22 protein-coding genes are annotated in these 22,861 nt (G+C 64.4%); 11 read left to right on the forward strand and 11 right to left on the reverse strand.

The annotated features are described in order from the left end of the window. Nucleotides 1–78 precede the first annotated feature (78 nt). Together L338_RS14630 and L338_RS14635 are read left to right on the forward strand one after the other, a co-directional pair. Nucleotides 79–381, forward strand: coding sequence for a hypothetical protein (locus tag L338_RS14630; protein WP_022699150.1), 303 nt, complete (start codon nucleotides 79–81; stop codon nucleotides 379–381). A 196-nt stretch (nucleotides 382–577) separates the two neighbouring features. After that, nucleotides 578–865 (forward strand): hypothetical protein, encoded by a 288-nt coding sequence (locus L338_RS14635; RefSeq protein ID WP_022699151.1) that lies wholly within the window; start codon nucleotides 578–580, stop codon nucleotides 863–865. Nucleotides 866–871: 6 nt separating this feature from the next. Here L338_RS14635 and L338_RS14640 read toward each other — a convergent pair whose 3' ends face one another. Next, a complete protein-coding gene (locus tag L338_RS14640) occupies nucleotides 872–1,231 on the reverse strand; it encodes an MmcQ/YjbR family DNA-binding protein (RefSeq protein ID WP_022699152.1) in 360 nt (119 codons plus the stop codon). A gap of 30 nt (nucleotides 1,232–1,261) precedes the next feature. Next, entirely contained in the window at nucleotides 1,262–2,578 is a 1,317-nt protein-coding gene (hslU, locus tag L338_RS14645; protein ID WP_022699153.1) for an ATP-dependent protease ATPase subunit HslU, read from the reverse strand. 115 nt (nucleotides 2,579–2,693) lie between these two features. On the opposite strand from hslU, the gene L338_RS14650 reads away from it, so the two are divergent. Further along, the gene (locus tag L338_RS14650; protein WP_022699154.1) at nucleotides 2,694–3,143 is read left to right on the forward strand and encodes a VOC family protein; all 450 of its coding nucleotides are present in this window, start codon (nucleotides 2,694–2,696) and stop codon (nucleotides 3,141–3,143) included. Next, nucleotides 3,140–3,559: a GFA family protein gene (locus L338_RS14655; protein ID WP_022699155.1), complete on the forward strand. Its 420-nt coding sequence runs from the start codon at nucleotides 3,140–3,142 to the stop codon at nucleotides 3,557–3,559. Before L338_RS14650 ends, L338_RS14655 begins: the two co-directional genes overlap by 4 nt. Nucleotides 3,560–3,580: 21 nt before the next feature. On the opposite strand, the gene L338_RS14660 is transcribed toward L338_RS14655, so the two are convergent. From L338_RS14660 to L338_RS14680, 5 genes are all read right to left on the reverse strand, one after another. Next, on the reverse strand, nucleotides 3,581–3,994 hold the full coding sequence (locus L338_RS14660) for a nuclear transport factor 2 family protein (protein ID WP_022699156.1): 414 nt from the start codon (nucleotides 3,992–3,994) through the stop codon (nucleotides 3,581–3,583). Beyond that, nucleotides 3,987–4,517 carry an ATP-dependent protease subunit HslV gene (gene hslV / locus L338_RS14665; protein WP_174299041.1) on the reverse strand — a complete coding sequence of 177 codons (531 nt, stop codon included), beginning with the start codon at nucleotides 4,515–4,517 and terminating at the stop codon, nucleotides 3,987–3,989. The genes L338_RS14660 and hslV overlap by 8 nt, the downstream gene beginning before the upstream one ends. An 85-nt stretch (nucleotides 4,518–4,602) precedes the next feature. Continuing rightward, entirely contained in the window at nucleotides 4,603–6,717 is a 2,115-nt protein-coding gene (locus L338_RS14670; protein WP_022699158.1) for a putative bifunctional diguanylate cyclase/phosphodiesterase, read from the reverse strand. A 143-nt stretch (nucleotides 6,718–6,860) separates the two neighbouring features. Continuing rightward, nucleotides 6,861–7,898 (reverse strand): phytase, encoded by a 1,038-nt coding sequence (locus L338_RS14675; protein ID WP_022699159.1) that lies wholly within the window; start codon nucleotides 7,896–7,898, stop codon nucleotides 6,861–6,863. Nucleotides 7,899–7,909: 11 nt separating this feature from the next. After that, entirely contained in the window at nucleotides 7,910–10,864 is a 2,955-nt protein-coding gene (locus L338_RS14680; protein WP_022699160.1) for a TonB-dependent receptor, read from the reverse strand. 162 nt (nucleotides 10,865–11,026) lie between these two features. Between L338_RS14680 and L338_RS14685 the strand changes: the two genes are divergently transcribed. After that, entirely contained in the window at nucleotides 11,027–11,698 is a 672-nt protein-coding gene (locus tag L338_RS14685) for an HAD-IB family phosphatase (RefSeq protein WP_027068582.1), read from the forward strand. 4 nt (nucleotides 11,699–11,702) lie between these two features. Here L338_RS14685 and serA read toward each other — a convergent pair whose 3' ends face one another. Further along, nucleotides 11,703–12,911 (reverse strand): phosphoglycerate dehydrogenase, encoded by a 1,209-nt coding sequence (gene serA / locus L338_RS14690; protein ID WP_027068583.1) that lies wholly within the window; start codon nucleotides 12,909–12,911, stop codon nucleotides 11,703–11,705. 269 nt (nucleotides 12,912–13,180) lie between these two features. Here serA and L338_RS14695 point away from each other — a divergent pair, with 269 nt between their 5' ends. From L338_RS14695 to L338_RS14705, 3 genes are all read left to right on the forward strand, one after another. Then, entirely contained in the window at nucleotides 13,181–13,690 is a 510-nt protein-coding gene (locus tag L338_RS14695) for a curlin (RefSeq protein WP_022699162.1), read from the forward strand. Between the two features lie 88 nt (nucleotides 13,691–13,778). Continuing rightward, nucleotides 13,779–14,219, forward strand: coding sequence for a curli-like amyloid fiber formation chaperone CsgH (gene csgH / locus L338_RS14700; RefSeq protein ID WP_022699163.1), 441 nt, complete (start codon nucleotides 13,779–13,781; stop codon nucleotides 14,217–14,219). Nucleotides 14,220–14,345: 126 nt separating this feature from the next. Further along, nucleotides 14,346–15,482 (forward strand): M14 family metallopeptidase, encoded by a 1,137-nt coding sequence (locus L338_RS14705; RefSeq protein ID WP_174299040.1) that lies wholly within the window; start codon nucleotides 14,346–14,348, stop codon nucleotides 15,480–15,482. Here L338_RS14705 and mltF read toward each other — a convergent pair. The 3 genes from mltF to L338_RS14720 all read right to left on the reverse strand — a co-directional run bounded on the left by mltF (nucleotide 15,479) and on the right by L338_RS14720 (nucleotide 19,061). Next, complete coding sequence (gene mltF, locus L338_RS14710; RefSeq protein WP_022699165.1) at nucleotides 15,479–16,801, reverse strand: membrane-bound lytic murein transglycosylase MltF; 1,323 nt, start codon at nucleotides 16,799–16,801, stop codon at nucleotides 15,479–15,481. The two genes, L338_RS14705 and mltF, sit on opposite strands and share 4 nt — an antisense overlap. Before the next feature lie 62 nt (nucleotides 16,802–16,863). Beyond that, entirely contained in the window at nucleotides 16,864–18,480 is a 1,617-nt protein-coding gene (locus tag L338_RS14715) for a tetratricopeptide repeat-containing sulfotransferase family protein (RefSeq protein ID WP_161624639.1), read from the reverse strand. Between the two features lie 59 nt (nucleotides 18,481–18,539). Further along, nucleotides 18,540–19,061, reverse strand: a complete 522-nt coding sequence (locus L338_RS14720; protein WP_152485912.1) for a histidine phosphatase family protein — start codon at nucleotides 19,059–19,061, stop codon at nucleotides 18,540–18,542. A 128-nt stretch (nucleotides 19,062–19,189) separates the two neighbouring features. On the opposite strand from L338_RS14720, the gene L338_RS14725 reads away from it, so the two are divergent. From L338_RS14725 to L338_RS14735, 3 genes are read left to right on the forward strand one after another with little or no spacing between them, the layout of a single operon-like run. After that, complete coding sequence (locus tag L338_RS14725) at nucleotides 19,190–20,908, forward strand: carboxylesterase/lipase family protein (protein ID WP_022699168.1); 1,719 nt, start codon at nucleotides 19,190–19,192, stop codon at nucleotides 20,906–20,908. Between the two features lie 39 nt (nucleotides 20,909–20,947). Continuing rightward, on the forward strand, nucleotides 20,948–22,489 hold the full coding sequence (locus tag L338_RS14730; protein ID WP_033311564.1) for a sensor histidine kinase: 1,542 nt from the start codon (nucleotides 20,948–20,950) through the stop codon (nucleotides 22,487–22,489). Continuing rightward, nucleotides 22,486–22,848, forward strand: a complete 363-nt coding sequence (locus L338_RS14735) for a response regulator (RefSeq protein WP_022699170.1) — start codon at nucleotides 22,486–22,488, stop codon at nucleotides 22,846–22,848. The genes L338_RS14730 and L338_RS14735 overlap by 4 nt, the downstream gene beginning before the upstream one ends. Nucleotides 22,849–22,861 lie beyond the last annotated feature (13 nt).

The raw sequence follows: 22,861 nt of genomic DNA on the forward strand, positions 1-22,861 counted from the left end.
GGCGGCTTCCCGGCCGGCTGTAACGGCAAGGGCTCCTGCTAGGGCCCTTCATCTTCCGGAGAAAAGGGAGATTTTTCCGTGAAAAAATCCATCTATTTCGCCATCGCCGCCGCCGGGCTGTTCTGTGCGGCGTGTGAGACCAGCGACAACATGGCCTCCGATTCCGGCAACACGAAAGTGGCCGTGAACGAGGACGGCGAGGAAATGATCTGCCGGTCCGAGCGCGTGACCGGCGAGCTGGTGCGCCGCGAAATCTGCAAGACGCGCGCGCAGATCAAGGAAGAGAATGAAAGCAGCGGCCGCTTGCAGGCCGGCGCCATCGCCACCGGCGGCAGCGGCCAGGGCGGCGGTTCACCTTGCAATGGCAAGGGATCCTGCTGATTTCCTGATCCAATATCCGGCGTGAAATCCAGTTTTTTCTCACCGGTCATTCAAGCGGCGGGCTTCTTCGGAGCCCGCCGCTTTTTCATTGCGCCGCACCCAAAAAAGAGCGCCTGTGGAACCGGCGTTTCTTGCGGCGCGCAATGAAATGCGGCACGCTTGTTGGCATTAGAGATGCTGGACACAGGAGCTCAGGATGCGAATCCTCGCGATCACGGTCACGGCCCTCTGGCTGTGCGCCGCGTGCCAGACGCCTGATACGGCCGAATATGACGTCGCCAAGGTCGACAAGGATGGCGAAGAACTGATCTGCAAAAAGGTCCGTGTCACCGGCGAGCTGGTGCCGCGTGAAGTCTGCAAGACCCAGGCGCAGATCAAGGAAGACCGGCAAAGCGGCGGCCGCCTGCAGCCCAACGCCATCGGCGTTGACGGCACCGGTCAGGGTCCGGTTCGCGCGTGCGACGGCAAGCCCCCGGGCTGCTGAGGCGGTTCAGTCCAGGCCCAGTTCCGCCCGTTTCGCGCGGGTCAGCTTGGCGGCGTAGGTCTTGTGCGAGAAGGCCAGATAATCGGCGATGGCGTCATTGGCCATGCCGTCCGCCGTCGCGACCTGAATCCATTTGGCGCGGGCCATATAGGGCGCGGGAATAACGCCGTCTTCCTGCGTCAGAATTTCGAACGTGTCGTCCGGAACCTTGAAGCTGACCTTGGCGAAGCCCTGACCGGCCGGCTGGGAGCCGCCGGCGAACATCTTGCCGCCGACTTTCCAGATAAAGGTCTCCGGCCCGAACGGATGGGTCAGTTCCGCGGCCTGTAGCGCCCCGCAGGCGGCGTTGAATTCATCCAGCGTCATGGCGCGATCATAAACGCCGATTGCGCGAAATCAGAGGATGAATTTCGACAGATCGGCGTCGCGGGAGAGATCGCCCACATGCTCCTGCACATAGGCGGCGTCGATATGGATGGTCTCGCCGCCGCGGTCGGACGCGGTGAACGAAATCTCGTCCAGCAGCTTTTCCATGACGGTGGCCAGGCGCCGCGCGCCGATATTCTCGACCGAAGCGTTGACGTCATAGGCGACCCCTGCAATCGCGTCGATCGCGTCCTCGGCGAAGTCCAGCGTCAGCCCTTCCGTTTCCATCAGGGCGACATATTGCTTGATCAGCGAGGCCTCGGTTTCGGTCAGGATGCGCTTGAAGTCGTCCTTGGTCAGAGCGCGCAGCTCCACGCGGATCGGCAGACGGCCCTGCAGTTCGGGCAGCATGTCGGACGGCTTGGCGACGTGGAAGGCGCCGGACGCGATGAACAGGATATGGTCGGTCTTCACCGGGCCGTACTTGGTGGACACCGTCGCGCCTTCGATCAGGGGCAGCAGGTCGCGCTGCACGCCCTCGCGGGAGACATCGGCGCCGCCGCTTCCGCCGCGCGCGTCGGAGCGGGCCGTGATCTTGTCGACTTCGTCCAGAAAGACGATGCCGTCATTTTCCACTGACTCCATCGCCTCGCGATTGATCTGGTCATCGTCCAGAAGCTTGTCGGACTCTTCGTCGATCAGCGGCTTGTAGGCGTCCTGAACGGTGGTCTTCACCGTGCGCTTGTTCTGGGGCATGCCCTTGAACAAATCGCCCAGATTCATGACGCCCATGGAGCCGCCGGGCATGCCCGGAATATCCATCTGTGAGAAGGGCGAGGACGTCTCGGACACCTCGATCTCCACTTCCTTGTCGTCCAGAAGGCCGTCGCGCAGCTTCTTGCGGAAGGAATCGCGGGTGGACGCCCCGGAATTCTCACCCACCAGCGCATTGAGAATGCGGTCTTCGGCGGCGGTATGGGCGCGGGCGCGCACTTCCTCGCGCTTGCGTTCACGCACCATCGAAATCGCGGATTCGACGAGATCGCGGATGATCTGGTCGACATCGCGGCCGACATAGCCGACTTCGGTGAACTTGGTCGCCTCGACCTTGATGAAGGGCGCGCCGGCCAGCCGCGCCAGGCGGCGGGAAATCTCCGTCTTGCCAACCCCGGTCGGGCCGATCATCAGGATGTTCTTGGGCGTGACTTCCTGCGCCAGATCGTCCGACACGCGGCGCCGGCGCCAGCGATTACGCAGGGCGATGGCCACAGCGCGCTTGGCGTCCTTCTGGCCAATGATGTAGCGGTCCAGCTCGGAAACAATCTCGCGGGGAGAAAAATCGGTCATGAGTATCGGTTAGTCTCTTATGAATGAAAGAATGGGCTGATCGCGCCCGCTTGTCTGCGGTCAGGCCAAGCCATTTAATGCGCCTGACCCGCTTTCGCCACCGCCGAGCCTTCAAATGACAGCAGCCAGCCGTTTCCATCTCGCCTTTCCCGTCCACGATCTTGGCGCGGCGCGCCGCTTCTATGGCGGCGTTCTGGGCTGCGAAGAGGGCCGCTCGAACGACCACTGGGTCGATTTCGATTTCGACGGCCACCAGATTGTCGCCCATCTGGCGCCGGAAGAGTGCGACAGCCGGGCCGAGAACGCCGTGGACGGCCACGCCGTGCCGGTGCGCCATTTCGGCCTGCTGCTGGAATGGGAGAAGTGGGAAACCCTGCGCGACCGCCTGAAGGCCGCCGGATCCGACTTCATCATCGAACCCTATGTCCGGTTCGAGGGACGCGCCGGAGAGCAGGCGACCATGTTCGTGCGCGACCCCAGCGGCAATGCGCTGGAATTCAAGGCCTTCCGGGACGAGTCGATGATCTTCGCGAAGGACCTCACACCCCAGGGAGAACCAGCATGACGGGCGCGTGTTTATGCGGCGCGGTGAGCATCACGCTCAACGCCAGACCGGAATTCATCAATGACTGCAATTGCAACCTGTGCCGCAAGGCCGGAGCCGCATGGGGATATTTCCCGTCCTCCGAGGTCTCGGTTTCCGGCGATACGGTCTCATACGTGCGGACCGACAAGGCGGCCCCGGGCGTGGCGGTTCATTCCTGCGCCGCCTGTTCGGCCACGACGCACTGGGTGCTGATCGAATCTTTCAAGCAGCAACATAATTTGCCCGATCAGACAGGGGTGAACATGAGGCTGTTCGACCCCGATGAACTGAGCGGAATCGAGGTCCGGTACCCGGATGGAAAAGCCTGGACGGGCGACGGGCCGTTCGAAAGCAGACGCGCGGCCATGACGATCAGCGACAGCCTGCCCTGGTGACACAACGCGCCTGCATGCTGCTCAGGCGCCCTTGAGCCGCTCCAGCATTTCGCCCATCGCCGCATGAAGGGCGTTTATGGCCTTGAGCGGGCGGACCATCACCTTGAATTCGGTGATCTTCCCGTCCGCATCAAATGTGATCATGTCGACGCCGTTCACCGCGATGTCGCCGATCCTCGTTTCAAACTCCAGCACCGCGCCGGACTCCGACAGCCATTCGCCGACATAGCGGAAATGTTCGTTATTCAGCACCTGCTCGGCCCCGGCGAGATAGAGCTTTGTGATGTCTTTGCCGCGCTGCGGCGTGAAGACGACCGGGGAGATCATAACCGCGTCTTCCGCCAGCACATCGTCCAGCGCGGAAGGGTCACCGGTTTCCAGCAGGGCTTTCCAGCCGGCCAGGCCCTTTTCGACATGGGCGGGAGCGTTACTCATTCTCGATCGTCTCGATGGTCAGATTGCCATTGGTATAGACACAGATGCCGGCGGCGATCTCCATGGCGCGCCGGGCGATGGTCTCCGCGTCATGTTCATAGGGCAGCAGCGCGCGCGCCGCTGAAAGCGCAAAATTCCCGCCTGACCCGATGCCGACAACGTCCCCGTCCGGGTCCAGCACGTCGCCGCGGCCGGTGAGCAGCAGGGTCACGTCCTTGTCGGCGACGATTAGCATGGCTTCCAGCTGGCGCAGGTATTTGTCGGTGCGCCAGTCCTTGGCCAGTTCCACGCAGGCGCGGGAGAGCTGTGTGGGGTATTGTTCCAGCTTGGCTTCCAACCGCTCGAACAGGGCCAGCGCGTCGGCGGTGGAGCCGGCGAACCCGGCCACGACATTGCCCGATGTCAGGCGGCGGACCTTGCGGGCCGAACCCTTCATCACCGTGTCGCCGACCGAAACCTGGCCGTCACCGGCCAGGACCAGCTTGCCATTCTTGCGGACGGCCAGAATGGTCGTGCCGTGCATGTCGTAATAATCGCTCACGTGAATCGCGCCCTCAAATCAGCTTGAACTGTCAAGCCGTCCGATGTGGCGCCCGCGGCGCAGGCGATCAAGAGGCGGGATTGATCCGCAGGACGGAGCTTTCGCTCAACGGCTCCAGCTTGGGGCCGCTTTCGGCATAGTCGACGAAGTCCCGCTCTGGCATCGGTTTGGCGAAATAGAAGCCCTGAATGGTGGCGCAGCCCAAGCCCTGGAGCATGGCGACATGTTCGGCCGTTTCCGCGCCCTCGGCGACGGTTTCCAGCTGCAGCGAGCGGGCCAGGGCCAGAATGGTCTGGACGATGACGCGGGCGTTCGGGTCGCTGTCCAGATTCTGAACGAAGGACTGGTCGATCTTGAACGTGTCGAACGGCATGCGCGTCAGGTGCGACAGCGAGGAATGGCCGGTTCCGAAATCGTCGATGGCGAAGCGCACGCCCTCATCCCGCAGCGGCTGGATCTGCGCGATGGCGCGTTCGGGGTCCGTCATGGCGACGGATTCGGTGATTTCCAGCTCCAGCATCTGTGGCGGCAGGTTCGCCGCGTTCAGCGCGTCGTGAACCTTGCGGCGGAAATCGTCGCGCTCGAACTGCAGGGCGGAGACATTGACCGAGACCGGGACCTCGAAGCCTTTCTCGCGCCAGCGCGCGGCGGCGCGGCAGGATTCCTGAAGAACGAAATCGCCCATTTCCGCGATCAGGCCGGTTTCCTCGGCCACGCCGATAAACTGGCCCGGCGAACGGATGGAGCCGTCGGGCAGGCGCCAGCGGATCAGCGCCTCCGACCCGGTAACCCGGCCCGTGCGCGCGGCGACCTTGGGCTGGTAGTGGACAATGAATTCGTGGTTCTCGATGCCGCGGCGCAGCTCGTTCTCCAGCGTCATGCGGTCGACGGCGGCGCGCGTCATCTCCGTATCGAAGAAGCGATAGACCGCCCCGCCGGCCTTCTTCGCCGCGTCCATCGCCAGATTGGCGTTGCGCAGCAGCAGGTCCGGCTCGGTCCCGTGTTCGGGGAACTCGGCGATGCCGACGGAACAGGACACCACGACCTGCTGGCCCGCCACGTCGACGGGCGCGGAAATGGCGCTCACGAAGTCGCGCGCCAGCGCTTCCACGTCGTCATGGTTTTCAAACCCGGCGGCGATCAGGGCAAACTCGTCGCCGGTAATGCGCGACAATTCGGCGTCGACATTATAGCCGGCCTTCTCCATGCGCTTTTCATGGCGTGCGAGCACCGATTTCATGCGCTCGCCAACCGAACGGATCAGGCGGTCGCCCTGTTTGGCGCCCAGCGTGTCATTCAGCCGTTTGAAGCGGTCCAGGTCGATCAGGAACATGGCGCCGCCGCGCTCCTCGCCCGATTGCAGGACGCGGCGCGCATGCTCGCCAAAGGCGGACTTGTTGGGCAGGCCCGTCAGGTGGTCGGAATAGGCGAGGCGCCGGACATGCTCAAGGCTGCCCTTGAGCCGGTCCAGCATGACATTGAAGCCCTCGGCCAGGGTTTCCAGCTCGTCTCCCGACCCGGTTTCCACCCGCACGTCCAGACGGCCGCGGGCGGCCTGCTGGGCGGCTTCTGTCAGCTCCCGGATGGGGCGCAGGGCGCGCGATACGAACAGGCCCGTCACCGGAATGACGAAGGCGATGCCGAACAGGGTCAGCAGAAGGCCGCGGCGATAGACATCGGCGACGGCGGCGTGAACCGGCGCCATGGTGCGGCCAAGCAGGACCGCGCCGCTGCGCCCGTCAGCCAGCGCCAACGGACGCGCCACGACCGCAAGGCCGCCGATTTCTTCCCATTTGGGCTCGCCGGCCATGATGGCCTCGTTCGCCAGCTCGGCCTCGTCCGGGGGATAGGAGTCGGAAGCGGAGCCGCGCTGATCGATCACCCGGCCGCGGTCATCCACGACCCGGATGGCCAGAACGTCGCCGGTGGCGAAAATATCGTTGAGAACCGTGTCGACCGTCTCGCCCACAATCGCGCCGTCGCGTTCGATCGTGGCTTCGGCGTGCGTCGCATAGGCGTGCGCCAGCGCAAATGTCCGCAAGGTCTGGTCCTGCCGTTCGCTCCATACATTGACGGCCAGCATCAGCGCGGCAAAAAGCGCGAACAGGCTGACGAACAGAAAAGCGGCCTTTACCGCAATGCGTTTGCGGGCCCAGGCGAGTGGCGACCAGATGCTGGACATGAACGGTTCTCTGTAACCTTCGAAATCTTTTCCGTTGGTTCAGAGGTTTAGCAGACGTGGATTGACCCCCCTTGAATCGAAAGCCGACGATTTGGGGGGTCGAGTCTACGTTTCGCTAATATTTGCCGCGCCGGTTCGCTTTCCTACTTCTCCAGGGCGGTCATGACTTCGCGCCAGTCGACCAGCTTGTAGTTCTGCGGCTGGCCGGGATGCGAATTCACATCGTCCTGCACCACGAGCAGGCCTTCCGGCAGGCTGGCCGAGATTTCGCCGCCCGCAACATCCAGCCCGTCCGTGCCGGTGACCATGTCCTCGCCCAGCGTCAGGGCGAAGCGGCCCAGATAGGCGTTCGGCGCGGCGCGGTCATAGACATTGAACGTGCTGGAGCCTTGCGAGGACACCACGATCCAGCCCGTCCCCGCGTCGCCCTCATAAATGTCGATGCCTTCGACATCGCCGGTCAGGCCGCTTTCGCCGCTAATCTCGTCGACCAGAACGGCCTCGCCGCCGGAGAGCGGCGCGCGCCAGAAGCCGCGCATTTCCTCGCCGATATAGAACTGGCCGTTTTCTTCGTCCGCCGCGCAGCCTTCCAGTTGTGTTTCCAGCTTCCAGCCCTCGCCCGCCGTGGCGGAAACCGCGCCGTCCGCGAAGCCCGAGACGCGCCAGCGCTGAACCGCGCCGTCCTTGTAGGTGACGAAGGCATGGACGGTCTCGCCGTCATAACCAAGGCAGAAGCCATAGGGTTCGGTCTTGCCGGTCGGCAGGCGGCCCAGTTCCGCGGTCTCGCCCGTGGCCGGGTCGATGGCGAAGAAGGTGACCGTGTTGTCGCTGCGATTGGAGGCGGCGGCGAGATCGCCCTCATAGCCGTCCAGCGCCACGCCCTGCCGGATATCGACATTGTTCAGCTGGCCCGCGGGCAGGAAATCCAGGATGGCCCCCTGCAGGTCATAGACATAAAGACCGGCCTGCTTGTCGGTGCCCAGCACGCGGCTGGCCGCCGGATCGGCGCGATTGATCCAGATGGCCGGGTCATCCGCCGCGTCGTCCATCGACGCCACCGCTTCGGTTTCCGCATAGGCGGACGCCACGGCCACATCGGCCGGCGGCAGATCCGCGGTGTCCAGCCCGGTCGCCGCGCAACCGGCGGCGAGAAGGGCGATCAGGCTTGTTCCGTATTTCATGCGGGCGGCTCCTAGTACTGAAATTTGACGCCGAAGCTGGCCGTATAGCTGTATTCCTCATACTGGCTGAGCAGCTTGCGGTCATCGACGGAGAGATAGGCGACGAAGGGTTCGTCGTTGAAATTGGTCACGTCGGCGAAGACGGTCAGATTGTCCGTGACGTCGTACTGGGCGCGCAGGTCCCATTGGGTGTGGTTGTCGATAAAGCGGTCGACCCCCTCGCCCCCTTCATTGATCGTCTCCAGGTAATTGCCGCGGTGACTGGCGGTGAGGCGCACGTCGAAACCGTATTTCTCATAGCCGATCGTCAGGTTGGCGATGGTCTCCGACTGGCCCGGCAGGGTGATTTCGCGGCCATCGGCCAGCGTGCCCTCGCCATCGACCAGCGTCAGATTGGCGCCGCCAATCAGGCCGTCGAACGGAGACGGCAGGAAATCGAAGGCCTGCTGGTAGTTGAACTCCAGGCCCATGATCTCCGCGTCATCCAGATTTACCGCCGTCTCGACCTCGTCGAAGGTCACGCCGAAATAATCGACGCCTTCAAAGGTCTGCAGGGCGATATAGTCCTCGATCCGCTTGTAGAAGGCGCCGGCCGACAGCACGCCGTTATTCCCGATATACCAGTCCACGCCGATATCGAAATTGTCGGCGACCTGGCGCTCCAGATCCGGATTGCCGATGAAGGCTTCGCGTTCGCCCTCGTCGTTCTGTTCGGCCTCGACCACCGGCACCACTTCCTCGATCTCCGGGCGGGCGAGCGAGCGGAAATAGGCGGCGCGGAAGATGATGTCCTCGCTGGCCTCGAAGCGGGCGTTCAGGCTGGGCAGGAAATCGTCATCGTCCTTCGCGCCGTTGCGGTCGCCCAGACACATGAATTCCATGTCCAGCGGCGTGGAGCCGCTGATGCCGGAGAGCGGCGCGCCATCCTCGTCATAGCACTGGGCGTTGAGCGGCAGGCCGCCGCTGTCGCCGATGGTCGGAACCGGGTCGCCGTCGAATTCCTCGAACACGCGGGCGTCGCCGGCGCGGGATTCGAACTCGGTCCGCTCCCAGCGCAGGCCGCCCACCAGCCGCAGACGGTCAATATCCGCCCGCGCCATGGCGTAGGCGGCGTAGATGTCCTCGCTGGCCTCGTAATTCTCGATATGAGTGTCGAACAGGGAATCGAACCGGTTGAGTTCGAAGTCGCCGCGATTGGCGAAGAAGAAATCGCTGTAGGATTCGCCAACACCCGGCCCGAACGCGCCGACCGGGTAGCGGACATCGATGGCGAAAGGCTCCATCGTCAGGTCGTCCGGGGAATAACCGTCATAGATGAGGATTTCGCTGTCGCGGAGCTTTTCGCGAAGGCGCGCCTTGCCGCCGAACTTGATAAAACCGGAGTGCTCGCCGAACGCCAGGTCCCGCGTGAAATCCGCGCTGAAAGCCGCTTCTTCGTCCTCGGTATAACCGTCGACGAATTCCTGCTCGTCGAACTCGAAATTCGCGGGATCGTAGAAGAAGCTGGCGGTCGCCGGATCGACGAAGGCCAGGCGCGGGAACAGCGGATCGGAGACGTCGAAGCCGATCGCGCCCGGGTCCTCCAGCTCGGCCACGAAATCGACCGTGTCGATGGAGCCCGGCTCGTCTTCCTCCGAATGGGTGAACGCCGCCTGGTAGTCGACCGTCCAGAGGTCAAAACGGGACTGACCGCCGCCGGAGACAGACCAGATACGCTGGGTTTCCTCGCGGTCCTTCAGGTGACGGGCGAATTCCAGCGCATATTCCTCGCCGTCGATCTCGCCGGAACGGATCACGGCGAGGCCATTGGCGGCGGAACTGGCCGACTCGTCGAAATAGCCGTCGCCAAACGAGGGCACCGCGCCCTGGCGATATTCCTGATCGCGGAAATCATTGAACAGGCCGCGAAGATAGAGGTCGTTATTCTCGTTCGGACGGAAATCGAAATTCAGCGAGGCGCTGAGACGCTCGCGCGTGACATTGTATTCGCGCAGCTCCATTTCTTCCGGATAGAAAAGAAGGCCGTCATCGGCGTCCGCGTCCGTCCAGTCTGCGGGCTCCTTGTTGTCGGTCGCGAAAGTGCGGGAGTTCCAGGAGACCGCGCCGGCCCAGGCCGCCTTGCCGTCCCAGAACTGGTCCGACGCGGCCAGCGAAAGCTTTTCGCCCAGATCGCGGCTGTTATGGGTGTAGATGCCCTTCACCTGACCCTTGATGAACAGGCCGTCCCGATCAAAGCCGCTGGCGGTCTGGATATCGATATTGCCGCCGATGCCGTCGCCATCGAGATCCGGGGTCAGCGACTTGGTGATGACCAGCGCGTCCAGGATGTCGGCGTCGACCACGTCCAGCGCCACGGCGCGCGAGCCGCCGTCCGGCGCGGAGACGCGCACGCCATTGATGGATGTCGTGTTCAGCGTCGGGTCGATGCCGCGGATCACCACGAAGCGGCCCTCGCCCTGATCGTTCTGGACCGAGATGCCGGAGATGCGGCGTGCGGATTCGGCGACGTTCTGGTCCGGCAGGCGGCCGATGGCGTCGGCGGAAAGCACTTCCACCACGTTATCGGCGGCGCGCTCCCGGCTGAGGGAGGCGAACAGGGAGCCGCGCTGACCCACGACGAGGATATTGTCAGTGACCGCCGAATCCGGGCCGACGCGCAGGTCGGCGATTGCGCCGTCAGCATCAACCATGACGTCCTGAGTCACCGGCGCGGCGCCGACATAGGTCACGGTGACCGTGTACTGGCCCGCCGGGACGCCCTGGAAGCGATAGACCCCGTCGCCATTCGTGCTGGCCGTGCGGCCGAGCGAGGGGATGGCCACCGTGGCGCCTTCCAGCGCCACCGTGCCGGACCCGTCAGTGACGCGGCCGGACAATTGCTGGGCGGCGGCCGGCGTGGCGGCCATCAGGGCGATAGCGGACGCGCCGAGAAGCGCGCGGCGAAGGGTTTGGGCGTTACGGGTCATTGGACGTCCCCCGGGGCGTTATGTGTGAAGCTGCGCCGGGCTATGAGCCTGTTGCGTTTCAGGCCCGCGACGTTTCGGTGTCATATTGGTGACAGCCCACAGGCGTGATTTGCGGGTCACACCGGCTTGGCCGCGCCCCGCGCTGCGGTTAGACGAAGCGCCATGACGGTTTTCCTTTTCGATTTCGATTCGACGCTGGTGGATCTGGAGTCTCTGGATTTCGCCGCGGAGCGCGCGCTGGCCGGTCTGGACGACCGGGAGGCGCGCGTGGCGGAAATCGAGGCGCTGACCCGCGCCGGCATGGAAGGCGAGATGGATTACGGGGAGTCGCTGTCCCGCCGCGTCGCCCTGGCCCGGCTGACGCGGCGCGTGACACGGGACGCGGCCGCGGACATCGCGGAACGGGTGGACCCGGCGATGATCGAACTGTTCGCGGCGTTGCGGGACTCCGGGGCCGTCATCCACATCGTCAGCGGCGGGCTGCGTCCCCTGCTGGAGCCCGCCGCGCAGCGGCTGGAGACCGCGCCGGGCAATATTTTCTGCAATGAGCCGGTCTGGGAGGGCGACCTGATCGCCGGGGTGGACCGGGAGGTGCCGCTTTCACGCTCCGGCGGGAAGGCGGAGATTGCCCGCCGGGTGAAGGCGGGCGCGCCGGAGCGCCGCCTGGTCATGATCGGCGACGGCGCGACCGATCTTGAGGCGCGCGCGCCGGGCGCGGCCGATTTCATGATCGGATATGGCGGCGTGGCCGTGCGCGAGGCAGTGCAACGCGGCGCGGACATGTTCGCGCTGACCGCCGAAACGCTGGCCGGGGCGTGCCGCGGCCAGCTCTAGCGGCCTATTCTATGATGCGCGTCCAGATGGTGCCGTCGACCTTTTCCAGATCGGCGCGCAGGGAGTCGGTGGCCGCGCCCTCCACGTCCGCGATCACGTAACCGATGCCATCCCGCGTCGCCAGCGACTGGGCCGCGGTGTTCAGCCCGGCGTCGGAAACCGCGTCATTGATCCCGCGCAGAACGCCGGTGACGTTTTGGTGCGCATGAAGGATGCGCGTAACGCCCAGCTTGCGCGATGACGGCAGGATCTGCGGGAAATTCACCGAATGGGCGGTAGCGCCCTCGGTGAGGAAACGGGCCAGTTTGTCGGCCACTTCGGCGCCGATGGCTTCCTGCGCTTCCTGCGTCGAGCCGCCGATATGGGGCGAGAACAGCACGTTCTTGTGCGCCAGAAGCGGGCTGTCGAACGCCTCATCCTTGCTGGCCGGCTCCACCGGGAAGACGTCAATGGCCGCGCCCCCGACCTGGCCGGAGCCCAGCGCCTCCGACAACGCGTCAATATCGATCAGGTCGCCGCGCGCGTAATTTATGATGTTCGCGCCCTTTTTCATCTTCGCAAGCGCCCCGGCGTCGATCATGCCGCGCGTGGCGGGCGTCGACGGGGTGTGCAGCGTGACGATGTCCGACAGCTCCAGCAGCTCGTCCAGCGAGGCGACGGCGCGGGCATTGCCGTGGGCCAGCTTCGGTTCGATGTCGTAATAATAGACATGCATGCCCATGGCGCTGGCCAGAACCGAGACCTGGCTGCCGATATTGCCGTAGCCGACAATGCCCAGCTTCTTGGCGCGGGCCTCATAGGCGCCGGCGGCGGACTTGCCCCAGCCGCCCGCGCGCATCTCCACGTTCTTTTCCGGCATCCGGCGCAGCAGGGACACCGCGGCCGAGATCGTCAGCTCCGCCACGCTGCGCGAGTTCGCGAAGGGGGCGTTGAAAACAGGAATGCCTTTGGCCGAAGCGGCGTCCAGATCGATCTGGTTGGTGCCGATCCCGAAGCTGCCAATGGCGTAAAGACCGGGCGCGCCCTCGATCGTGGCTTTCGTGACCTTGGTGCGGGAGCGGATGCCCAGAAGCTTCACGCCCTTGAGCTTTTCAATCAGCTCATCCTCGGGAAGGGCGACCTTCAGACGCTCCACCGGAGTCACGCCCAGCGCTTCCAGCGCTTTGGCGGCGGCGGGATGAATGGATTCGGCGAGCAGAGCTTGAGGTGTCATGGATTTCCTTTTAGCGGCGGCGCGTTGTTCGCGCGCGCAGAAAATTCGATGTCGCAGCGCGGCAAACGTGACGGGCCGCGCGGGAAGTTTCAACCGCTGCGGCCGGGCGCGGTCAGAAACGCCGCGCATGACCGGACGTTCATCTGCCTGTCTGCCAGATGAATTTGCGTTTCAGGGAGCGGTCACGCGGCCTTCGCTAGAACCGTTTTCGCAGGGACGAGAAACCCTCGAACCAGCGCCGCTAGAAGGCGCGAAACGGAGTAAGACAGATGAAGAACCGCATTGTCATTGCAGCCGCGTCCATCATGGCGTTCACGGGTCTGGCCACCGCCGCCCACGCCGACGGCCGCAACAAGGTCCGCGTGCAGCAGCACGGCTATCAGAACGAAATCGCCGCCCGTCAGGACGGCTATCGCGGCAGCCTGAAGCTGCGCCAGGACGGCCGCTGGCAGTCCATCCGCGTGACCCAGGACGGCGCGCGCAACGCCATCGGCGTCGATCAGGCCGGCCGTTATAACGAGGCCGTGGCCGACCAGTATGGCCGCCGCAACGACATCGTTGTCGGCCAGGACGGCTACAACAACTACTCGGACTCGGTTCAGACCGGTCATGATAATATCGTCGGCGTGGCGCAAATGGGCTCCAACCACACCGCCTACACGACGCAGTCCGGCGGCAATAACGCGCTGGGCGTGATCCAGGTGGGCGATGGCGAGTACGCCGATGTCCGCCAGTCCGGTCACGGCAACACGACCCTGGTCATCCAGGGCTCGCGCTAGGACCGATGGCTGAACGGTTCGGGAGGCCGGCGGAGTCCGGCCTCCCCATGCCGTTCCTTGTAGAAGACACCTCTTGAAGGAGGCTGAAATGGAGATTGTGAAACTGTCCCTGGCGGGTCTGGCGGCGTTCAGCTGTTCAGCCGCCGACATAGACGAACCCGCCGAAAACCAGCCGGCGGACGCGCCCGCGCCCGTTGCCGAGGCCCGCAATGAGCCGCTGCCGGTTCCCGAGCCGGCCCCGCAGGCCGCGGAAATCGCGGAACGATGCGGCATCTTTTCAGACCGCAGCGCGGACGGGCTGCTGCTTCAGGCCTATGCCGATCCGGGTATGAATGGCGAATACCGTTTCGATGTCTGGATGAACGGCCCCGGCGGCAGCGCCGATATCGTGCAGAGCGGCGCGATGGAGCCGTCCGGATCTTCCGTGCTTGGCGAGATCAATGTCGACCCCTCCGCCAACTGGCGCGCGGAGCTGACGATCACCGGCAAGAACGGCGCGACGCTGTGCAGCGCCCGCGGCGGCGCCTGACCATAGCGCCTTTGTTAACTGACTCCTTCGCGCCGGCGGGCGCGGGGGAGCCATTGCATTAAATCGCCCCCGCCCATAAGCCTTACCGCCTTCACACATATGCATTTCTTTGCAAAAGGCGGATTCATGCAGATTTCCAGTGCGTTCGATGCCGGCAATATCAATGTGATCGAGATCGCGGACCGCAAGGCCCGCCTGTCGATCAACCGGGACCACAATTCCGAATTCGCGCAGTGGTTCTATTTCCGCCTTTCCGGAACGCCGGGCGAGACCTGCACGCTGGATATCGAAAATCTGAACGAGTCCGCCTATCCCGGCGGCTGGCCCGGCTATGACGCCTGCGCCAGCTATGACCGCGGCGAGGACTGGTTCCGCCTTCCCACAAGCTATGACGAGAAGGCCGGCGTGCTGCGCATAGAGGCGAAGCTGGAGCGTCCGGTCCTGTGGATCGCCTATTTCGCGCCCTATTCCATGGAACGGCATCACGACCTGATCGCGAAAACCGCGGCTTGCCCCTTCGTGAAACACGATGTCCTGGGCCACACGCTGGACGGCCAGCCGATGGACCGCTTCACGTTTGGAGAACCGGGCGAGGGCAAGCCGGTCTGCTGGATCAATGCGCGTCAGCATCCGGGCGAATCCATGGGTGAATGGTGGATGGAAGGCGCGCTGGAAATGCTGACCGATCCGGCCGACCCGGTCGCCACGGCGCTGCGCAAGAACGCCGTCATCCACGTTATGCCGAACATGAACCCCGACGGCTCAAAGCGGGGTCACTTGCGCACCAATGCGGCGGGCGTGAACCTGAACCGCGAGTGGGACAATCCGAGCGAGGACAGCTCGCCGGAGGTTTTCCATGTCCGAAACGCCATGGACGAAACGGGCGTGGATTACTGCATCGACGTGCATGGCGACGAGGCCATCGCCAATGTTTTCATCGCCGGTTTCGAGGGCATTCCCTCTCTCACCGAGCGCCAGACGAAAGCGTACGATCATTTCATCGCCGACCTCACCGCGCGGTGCCCGGACTTCCAGACCGAGGAAGGCTATCCCGAGGCCGAACCCGGCGGCTGGCGGGAATCCGTGTGCACTGATCAGGTGGCGGAGCGCTATGGCGCAGTCGCGATGACGCTGGAAATGCCGTTCAAGGACGCCAAGGTGAACCCGGAGCCGGGCCGCGGCTGGAGCCCGGCGCGGTCCAAGCATCTGGCCCGTCACTGCCTGCGCAGCCTCTACGCCACCCTGCCGCTGCTCAAAGCCTAGGCGGCGTCCAGCTCACGGCGGATGATGTCGCGGTAATTGCGCACCCGGCGGACATAGCGCACGGCCTCGTGCCCGCGCGCAAACCCGTATTTCAAAGTGCGGCTGACATCGCGCCGGGCGAGGTCGGGCAGGACCGAGCGCACGTCGCGCCAGCGATTCTTGTCCAGCCCGCGCCGCTCGGCCAGCGCCCGCGCGTCATAGAGATGGCCAAGGCCCAGATTATAGGCGGTCAGGGCGAACCAGTAGCGGTCATCGCCGTGAATATCCTCGGGCAGACGGTCCAGAAGCTCGCGCATATATTTCGCGCCGCCGAAAATGGACTGGCGCGGATCCAGACGGTTGTCGACGCCCACGCGTTCCGCTGTCGGCCCGGTCAGCATCATGATGCCGCGCACCCCGGTCGGACTGACCGCGTCCGGGTCCCAATGGCTTTCCTGATAGGCCTGCGCGGCAAGAAACGCGACCGGCAGGTCATATTGTTTCGCCGCCGCTTCGATATGGTCGCTATAGTCCGGATAGCGCGATTTGAGGCGCTGGCGCAGGGCGCGAATATCGACGAAGTCGAAGACCGGGATATAGGCGTAGAAGCGCTCGTCCAGCGCGGCGCGGAAATCCCCGGTTTCCGGCAGCCACTCGGCCAGATGCTCCTGCAACGGCGCGGCGTCCGCGGGCGTCATCCAGACCAGAGACTGATCGTCCGGAAGCGCGAAGGCGACCTCCAGCTCCGGATAATAGCGGCGATTGACCGCCACGATATTTGAATCCGCGATGGTGCAGTCGGCGCGCTCGCTCCACACCTCTTCCAGCGCCGCTTCCGTGCCGCCAGAGACGGTGCGCCAGCTGATATCGGGATGATCGGCCTTCAGCGCCTGCAGCGTCTCGAGATAGCTGGAGCCGGCCGCCGCGATGATCGAGACGGAGTCCAGTTCGGCCGCGGTTTCAGGAATGGCGCCGCGCCGGCGGCAGACAACCTCCTCGACAATTGTCTTGTAGGCGGGGGAAACGCCGAACCGGGCGCGGCGCGCCGGCGTGTCAGTGAGGCCCGCGGCGGCGAGATCGCCCTTGCCGCGCGCCAGCGCGGTCAGCACGTCCTCCACGGAATTCAGGATCTTGTACTCGACCTCCAGGTCCAGGCTTTCGCCGAGGGCCTGCGTCAGGCGGTACTCATATCCCTCCGGCTCTCCATCCCGGTCGATATAATAGGTTGTGGGGGAATTGGTGGTGAGGACGGTGAGCGTTTCACGCTCGTCCAGCGGCCGCTCATGATCGACCCCGCCGCAGGCGGCCAGCCAGAGACAGGCCGCAATTCCAGCCCCCAAGCCTCTGTATTCTATTGTCATATGGCGGCGAGCCTAGCACCGCCAACGGGTTAATTCAGCCCTTACCCGGAATATTTCCAGTGCGCGGCCCACGGATCGAGAAGACCGCGGACCGGCGAGAGCGCGGATTCATAGTCACGCCAGCGGCCCACCGACTCCGAATAGACCGGGCGGACAACCTGCCCGGCGGAGGGCGTTGTGATTTCCCGCGCCAAAGCCTGTTCCCGGTAATCCAGGACGGCCTTGTCCCAGTCCGCGCCGATGAATTCCAGCACGCCGCGCGTTTCCTTTTCCAGATCCGCGACCAGGTCCTCATAGCGCGTTTCATGCACGGCCAGGCCGCCATGGGCGGCGCGCGCCGCTTCGAACGCGGCCATCGAGGCATCGTAATATTCCGCCGCATCGGTCATCTGGAGCATGCGGTAGGTGGCGGGGTTCACCTCGAACCGCTGGCGCCATGCGGACAGCACCGCGTCGCGCGGATCGCGCAGCGACAGGATGAAGCGGGCATTGGGGAAGACATGCGCCAATACGCCGGCCCACATCAGGTTGGCGGGAAGCTTGTCGACAAATATCTCGCCTTCTTTGGGCGCGCCCGCTTCCGGCCGGGCGTGTTTCCAGTAGGCCTTGCCCAGCTCTTTCAGGCGCGTCGGGGACGCGGTCATGATCGCGGCCAGATCGCCGCCCTCGCTGGCCGCCTCCAGGAACGGGCGGATCGTGTCGGCTTCGCCCGAAGTCTCGATCTTCGGATGCGCGGCCAGAACCTGTTCCAGCAACGTGGTGCCCGAGCGCATGAAGCCGACCAGAAACACCGGCGCGGGGCCGGGTTCGAACTTCTCGTCCTGCTGCGGCTTCGCGTCCTTGAAAAAGTCCCGCAGCCGCCTGGCGGTGGTGATGGAGTATGGCCCCTTATGGGCTTCATATTCCGGGGCGTGGAGCTGTTTCAGGCCGCGATTGGCCTGGCCCCAGGCCTCCGCCGCACCCTTGAAGTCGCCCAGCGCCTCGCGCGCATCGCCAATACGGCCCCAGATCATGGCGGCTTCGACCGGATTGGCGCGCGTTTCCCTGAATCCCGCCTTGATGCGGTCCAGCGCCGCCTGCGGCTCTCCATTGCGCAGGTCGGCAGCCGCGGCAACCGACAGGGCGACGGGGTCGTTCGGGTCCAGCGCCAGCGCGGCATTGGCCGCCTTCTCCGCGCGCTCATACTCGTTGAGATCGTTCAGGATATGCGCCAGACCGCGCTGGGCGTAGAGATGGTCGGCATTGATATCGATGGCGCGCTGATAGGCCTCGGCGGCTTCGCGCTTGCGGCTCCGGCGCTCCAGAACCACCCCCAGATTGTAGGGGAAGAAAGAGTTTTCCGGGTTCTTGCGCTCGGCCTTGCGGAATTCTTCCTCCGCCTTTCCGGGCCGGCCCGCGCCGATCTCGCACTGGCCGATCATGTTGTGAATGTCGGCCGAGCTGGGATGCGCTTTCGCCAGGCTGCGATAGATAAAGATCGCGCCGTCGAAATCGCCTGCGGACTGCCGGCACATCGCCTTCAGCGTCTGGGCGCTGGGGTCCGCGGGATAATCGGCAAGCACCTGATCGGCGCATTTCTCCGCCTCGTCATGACGGCCCGCCTCGGCGGCGCGCTGACCATTGCTTAAGAGTTCATTGGCTTGGGCAAAATTCATCATGGACCCGTCATAACGCATGATTGGGGTTTGATAAGAGGGGAGCGCGGCAGACGCCGCTGTCAGGGGTGGTCATCGCCGCCCGCGACGAACATCCGTGTTTGCCCGTCGCTCAGCGAGACCGCATAGAGCCGGTCATAATCGGACTCGTCCATCTCCGGTCCGGGTTCGCCGCCCAGAAGCTCCGCCAGTTGCGGCGTGGTGTTGGAATGGCCGACCACCAGCGCGGTTTGGCCCGCCTGTTTCAGGGCTTGCGCAAACCCGGCCAGGTCCCGCGCGTCATAGGAGGTTATTTCCAGACCGTGATCGTCCGCCGCCGGACGGGCCGTTTCCTGCGCCCGCGCCGTGTCTGTAGCGTAAACCGCCTGAAGCCGCGCGTCCGCCAGTTGAGCGGCAAGGCGCCCGGCCCGCGCCGCGCCGGCCTCCGTCAGCGCCGGATCGGATCCGGTCTGTTTCTCCGCGTGGCGGACCAGATAAATCACCGGGGATGTCTTCATGGCGTTATCGGCCTCCGCCTGGCCGGTCTGCGCGCAGGCCGGCAGGGCAAACGCGGCGCACATCATCACGAACAGGCGCAGGATCATACCGGTCTTTTCCTTGTTTTCAGCATCTCCGCCGGAGCGGCGGATATCTACGGGACCATCGAAAATCGTTTCCGGCCCGGCGGCAACCGGTTTTAGGATAGAGGCCGGACGCAAGCGAGGGGGAAACCATGCGACCCATACTGACAATCGCCGCCATTCTGGCGCTGACCGCCTGTTCCCGCGGAGACGAAGAGCCAGCGGCGCCGGAAGCCTATTTCGAAACGGCGCGAGAGGTCACGCAGGGCGCGCTGGTCGGCTATCGCGCGGAAAGCGGGGCCGATGTCTGGAAGGGCATACCGTTCACCGCCCCGCCAACGGGCGATCTGCGCTGGCGCGCGCCGCGTCCGGCCGCCGGCTGGTCCGGCGAACGTCAGGCGCTGGCCTCCGCCGAGCGTTGCCCGCAAGTAACCAACGGCCTGAACCGGACTGAAGGGCTGGACCCCGGCCTGCTGATCGGGAGCGAGGATTGCCTCTATCTGGACATCTACGCGCCGGGCGGGCTGGAGCCGGGGGCGGATGAAAAGCCGGTGATGGTCTGGATCCACGGCGGGGGCAATGTGTGGGGCCGCGCGTCCAGCTATGACGGGTCCGTGCTGGCAGCCGAACAGGACGTGATTGTCGTGGCCATCCAGTACCGTTTGGGGCCGCTGGGGTGGTTCGCCCACCCGGCGCTGCGCGAGAGCGCGGAAAGCGAGGCGGACCGCGCGGCGAGCTTCGCCCTGCTGGACATGATCGCCGCGCTGGAATGGGTGGAGGCCGAGATCGGCGCTTTCGGCGGCGATGCGGACAATGTCACCATTTTTGGAGAAAGCGCGGGCGGCCATAACGTCGCCGGACTTCTGGCCTCGCCGCGCGCAGCGGGCCTGTTCGACCGCGCCATCATCCAGAGCGGCAGTCTGGAATCGGTCCCGCTGGCGGGGGCGGAAGGCGAAAGCGGCGATTATCCCAACACGTCCGGAAAAACCGCGCCGGTCATGGCGGCCGATACGAGCGCCCGCGCGCTCCGCGCAGCCTCGGTTGAGGATGTCTTCGCGCCCTATCGCGGCGGGGACGGATTGCTGGGCGACATGCCCGCAATGATCGCTGACGGAGTCGCTTTGCCTGAAGAGGGAATCCGGGGCGCGCTGGGCCGGGAGGGCGGCTTCAACGCCGTCCCGGTCATCAGCGGCGCCAACAAGGACGAAATGAAGCTGTTCAACCTGCTGGACGATCGTTACACGCGCCGCTGGTTCGGCCTGATCTATCGTTTGCGCGATCCCGGCCTTTATCATGCCGTCTCCGCCTATCAGAGCCGGATGTGGAAGATACTGGCGGTCGATGAGGCGATGACCCTGATGCGCGCCGCCGGACATGACGATGTCTATGGCTACCGCTTCGACTGGGATGAAGGCGGCAGCGCCCTGACCATGGATTTTTCTGAACTTCTGGGCGCGCCGCACGCCATGGAAATTCCTTTCGTTTTCAATCGTTTCCAATTGTTCGGCGATCTGGACCGCGTGATTTTCAACGATGACAACGCGGAAGGGCGGGCGGCGCTGGCCGCCGCCATGGGCGGCTATTGGGCGGAATTTGCCCGCGCCGGGGCGCCGCGCGATGGCGGCGGCGATTTCCCGTTCTGGAACCGCTGGGGCGCGGACGCCATGATGATGCGGTTCGACAGCCCCGCCGGCGGCGGTCCGGAACTGATCGCCAATGGCGACAGCATGGAGGCGCTGTTCGAGGACCTTAAATCGGATCCGGCCCTTTCAGCCGGTCAGAAATGCGCCGTCGCAGAAGCTCTCCAGGCGGTTTACGGCGCCTCGGCCGCCGACTTTTTGCCGCTTGAGAGCCTCAACTGCAGCCAGTAAGGTGAATAAAATGCTACCCGGAAAAACAGACGGCTACGCATGGCGCAACTTCGCATAGCCAGCCGGCAGGCGCGGTACGGGGGCGGCTGGGCCGTGGCGGCCAGCATCGCTGTTATCGCGATCAGCCTGTTCGCGCTGACCGGATGGGCCGCGGGGTCGGAGCTGTTGATAAGGCTGCGCACATCCTATTCGGCGATGATGCCGAGCACGGCGTTCTTGTTTTTCGTTCTGGGTACGGTTGTTCTCTGGCTGCTGACCGACCGCAAGGCCCGGAAATCGGCGGTGGCCGTCACGATTATCGCCCTCCTCATCGGGGCGGTGGCGCTGACCGACATCGTGCTGATCGTAAGCGATCAGGCGAGCGGCGTTGACGCGCTGGTCTGGCCGGAAATCGATCGGAACCGTCTCAACAGCATGGCCCCTGGGACGGCGGCGTGTTTCATTCTCGCGGCGGCCTGTCTTCTTTCGCTCAATGGCGAGGGCCGCCGGCGCGATCATTTCTACGTCTTGTCCGCAACAGCCGGGCTTCTGGTCGGAATGATCGCCGTTGTCGGCTACATATTCGACGCTGAAGCGCTGTACCGGGTCTCCGCCTTTACCGCCATGGCGCTGCATACCGCGCTTTGTTTCGTTCTGCTTTTCACCGCCCTCATCCTGCTGCGGTCCGATACGGGCTGGGCGGGCCTTCTGATGGGCGAGGGCGGCGGCAGCAAGGGCGCGCGGCGGCTTTTCCCGATTGTCCTGATCGCGCCTTTTCTTCTCTGCCTGATTGCGCTGATCGTAACAGAAGGCGGCCTGCTAAGCTCCAATTTCCGCCTGAGCCTGCTGGCAATCGTGATGATGAGCCTGCTGGCGGCGACCGTCCTGCGCAACGCCATGATCGAAAACGCCACGGAGCGAAAACTGATCGCCGCGATGGATGATCTGCGCCGCGCCGTGGATGATCGCGACCTGCTGCTCCGCGAGCTCTATCACCGGGTCAAAAACAACCTCCAGCAGATCAATGCGCTGGTCATGATGGAGGCAGGCAAGGTCAGCGACGAGAGCGCCCGGAATTCCTTCAAGGCGACGGCGGCGCGCATCCACGCGCTGGGAACGGTGCATCGTCTGCTTCTGTCATCGCCGGCGCCGTCCCGCCTGAAGGTTCATGATTTTCTGGAGGAGCTTTGCAGGAATATCGCCGGCAGCCAGGGCGCCGCCGAGCGGGGAATTTCCATTGAAGTCCGCGCGAGCGACGACCTGATCCACATCGATTCCGCGGTCATTCTGGGCCTGATCGTCAATGAACTGGTGACCAACGCCCTCAAACACGCTTTCCCGGACGGGGAATCCGGAAACATCTCCGTGCTTTACACCGCCCGCAGTGATGGCGGCGCGCGGCTTTGCGTCAGCGACAATGGCGCGGGCATGGCGGCGGAAAGCGCCGACAGCCTGCCGGGCTCCGGCGTTGGCGGCCGCATCGTCGCGGGCTTTGTGCGGCAGGCCGGGGGAGAAATGAGCGTAGAAAACGATCAGGGCGCGCGAATTATGATCAACCTGCCGCCAGACTTTAAGAAAGAACTGGAAACAGGGGCGTCATGAGCAACAAGAAGACCGTCATCATTGTGGAGGATGACTTTCTGATCGCGGAGTATCTGCGCGACCTTTGCGATGGTTACGGGATGAAGGTCGAGGGATCGGCGGATTCGGCCGGCGCCGCCATCCCTATGATAATGCAAAAAGAACCGGCCTATATCCTTATGGATGTGAGGCTGAAGGGGGAGCGCGACGGCGTGGACGTGGCGCATGAAATTCACGTTCGCCGGCCGGGAACCAAGATCATCTTCATCACCGCGTCCAGCGAGCCGGTGACGCTGGACAGGATCAAGGGCGATCACCCTCACAGCATCCTGCTGAAACCCATCAACCCGGACGACCTGGAGGCGGCGTTCCGCCTGTAAACCGGCCCGGTCC

It is taken from the genome of Euryhalocaulis caribicus (genome assembly GCF_000412185.1).
Lineage (GTDB): Bacteria > Pseudomonadota > Alphaproteobacteria > Caulobacterales > Maricaulaceae > Euryhalocaulis > Euryhalocaulis caribicus.

Coding starts and splice junctions, on each gene's coding strand:
- L338_RS14670 (WP_022699158.1), bottom strand. CDS start 6,717: ATGTCCAGCATCTGGTCGCCACTCGCCTGGGCCCGCAAACGCATTGCG.
- L338_RS14640 (WP_022699152.1), bottom strand. CDS start 1,231: ATGACGCTGGATGAATTCAACGCCGCCTGCGGGGCGCTACAGGCCGCG.
- L338_RS14695 (WP_022699162.1), top strand. CDS start 13,181: ATGAAGAACCGCATTGTCATTGCAGCCGCGTCCATCATGGCGTTCACG.
- L338_RS14655 (WP_022699155.1), top strand. CDS start 3,140: ATGACGGGCGCGTGTTTATGCGGCGCGGTGAGCATCACGCTCAACGCC.
- L338_RS14635 (WP_022699151.1), top strand. CDS start 578: ATGCGAATCCTCGCGATCACGGTCACGGCCCTCTGGCTGTGCGCCGCG.
- L338_RS14735 (WP_022699170.1), top strand. CDS start 22,486: ATGAGCAACAAGAAGACCGTCATCATTGTGGAGGATGACTTTCTGATC.
- L338_RS14715 (WP_161624639.1), bottom strand. CDS start 18,480: ATGATGAATTTTGCCCAAGCCAATGAACTCTTAAGCAATGGTCAGCGC.
- L338_RS14675 (WP_022699159.1), bottom strand. CDS start 7,898: ATGAAATACGGAACAAGCCTGATCGCCCTTCTCGCCGCCGGTTGCGCG.
- hslV (WP_174299041.1), bottom strand. CDS start 4,517: ATGCACGGCACGACCATTCTGGCCGTCCGCAAGAATGGCAAGCTGGTC.
- L338_RS14705 (WP_174299040.1), top strand. CDS start 14,346: ATGCAGATTTCCAGTGCGTTCGATGCCGGCAATATCAATGTGATCGAG.
- L338_RS14730 (WP_033311564.1), top strand. CDS start 20,948: ATGGCGCAACTTCGCATAGCCAGCCGGCAGGCGCGGTACGGGGGCGGC.
- L338_RS14680 (WP_022699160.1), bottom strand. CDS start 10,864: ATGACCCGTAACGCCCAAACCCTTCGCCGCGCGCTTCTCGGCGCGTCC.
- serA (WP_027068583.1), bottom strand. CDS start 12,911: ATGACACCTCAAGCTCTGCTCGCCGAATCCATTCATCCCGCCGCCGCC.
- L338_RS14685 (WP_027068582.1), top strand. CDS start 11,027: ATGACGGTTTTCCTTTTCGATTTCGATTCGACGCTGGTGGATCTGGAG.
- L338_RS14725 (WP_022699168.1), top strand. CDS start 19,190: ATGCGACCCATACTGACAATCGCCGCCATTCTGGCGCTGACCGCCTGT.
- csgH (WP_022699163.1), top strand. CDS start 13,779: ATGGAGATTGTGAAACTGTCCCTGGCGGGTCTGGCGGCGTTCAGCTGT.
- L338_RS14660 (WP_022699156.1), bottom strand. CDS start 3,994: ATGAGTAACGCTCCCGCCCATGTCGAAAAGGGCCTGGCCGGCTGGAAA.
- L338_RS14720 (WP_152485912.1), bottom strand. CDS start 19,061: ATGATCCTGCGCCTGTTCGTGATGATGTGCGCCGCGTTTGCCCTGCCG.
- hslU (WP_022699153.1), bottom strand. CDS start 2,578: ATGACCGATTTTTCTCCCCGCGAGATTGTTTCCGAGCTGGACCGCTAC.
- L338_RS14650 (WP_022699154.1), top strand. CDS start 2,694: ATGACAGCAGCCAGCCGTTTCCATCTCGCCTTTCCCGTCCACGATCTT.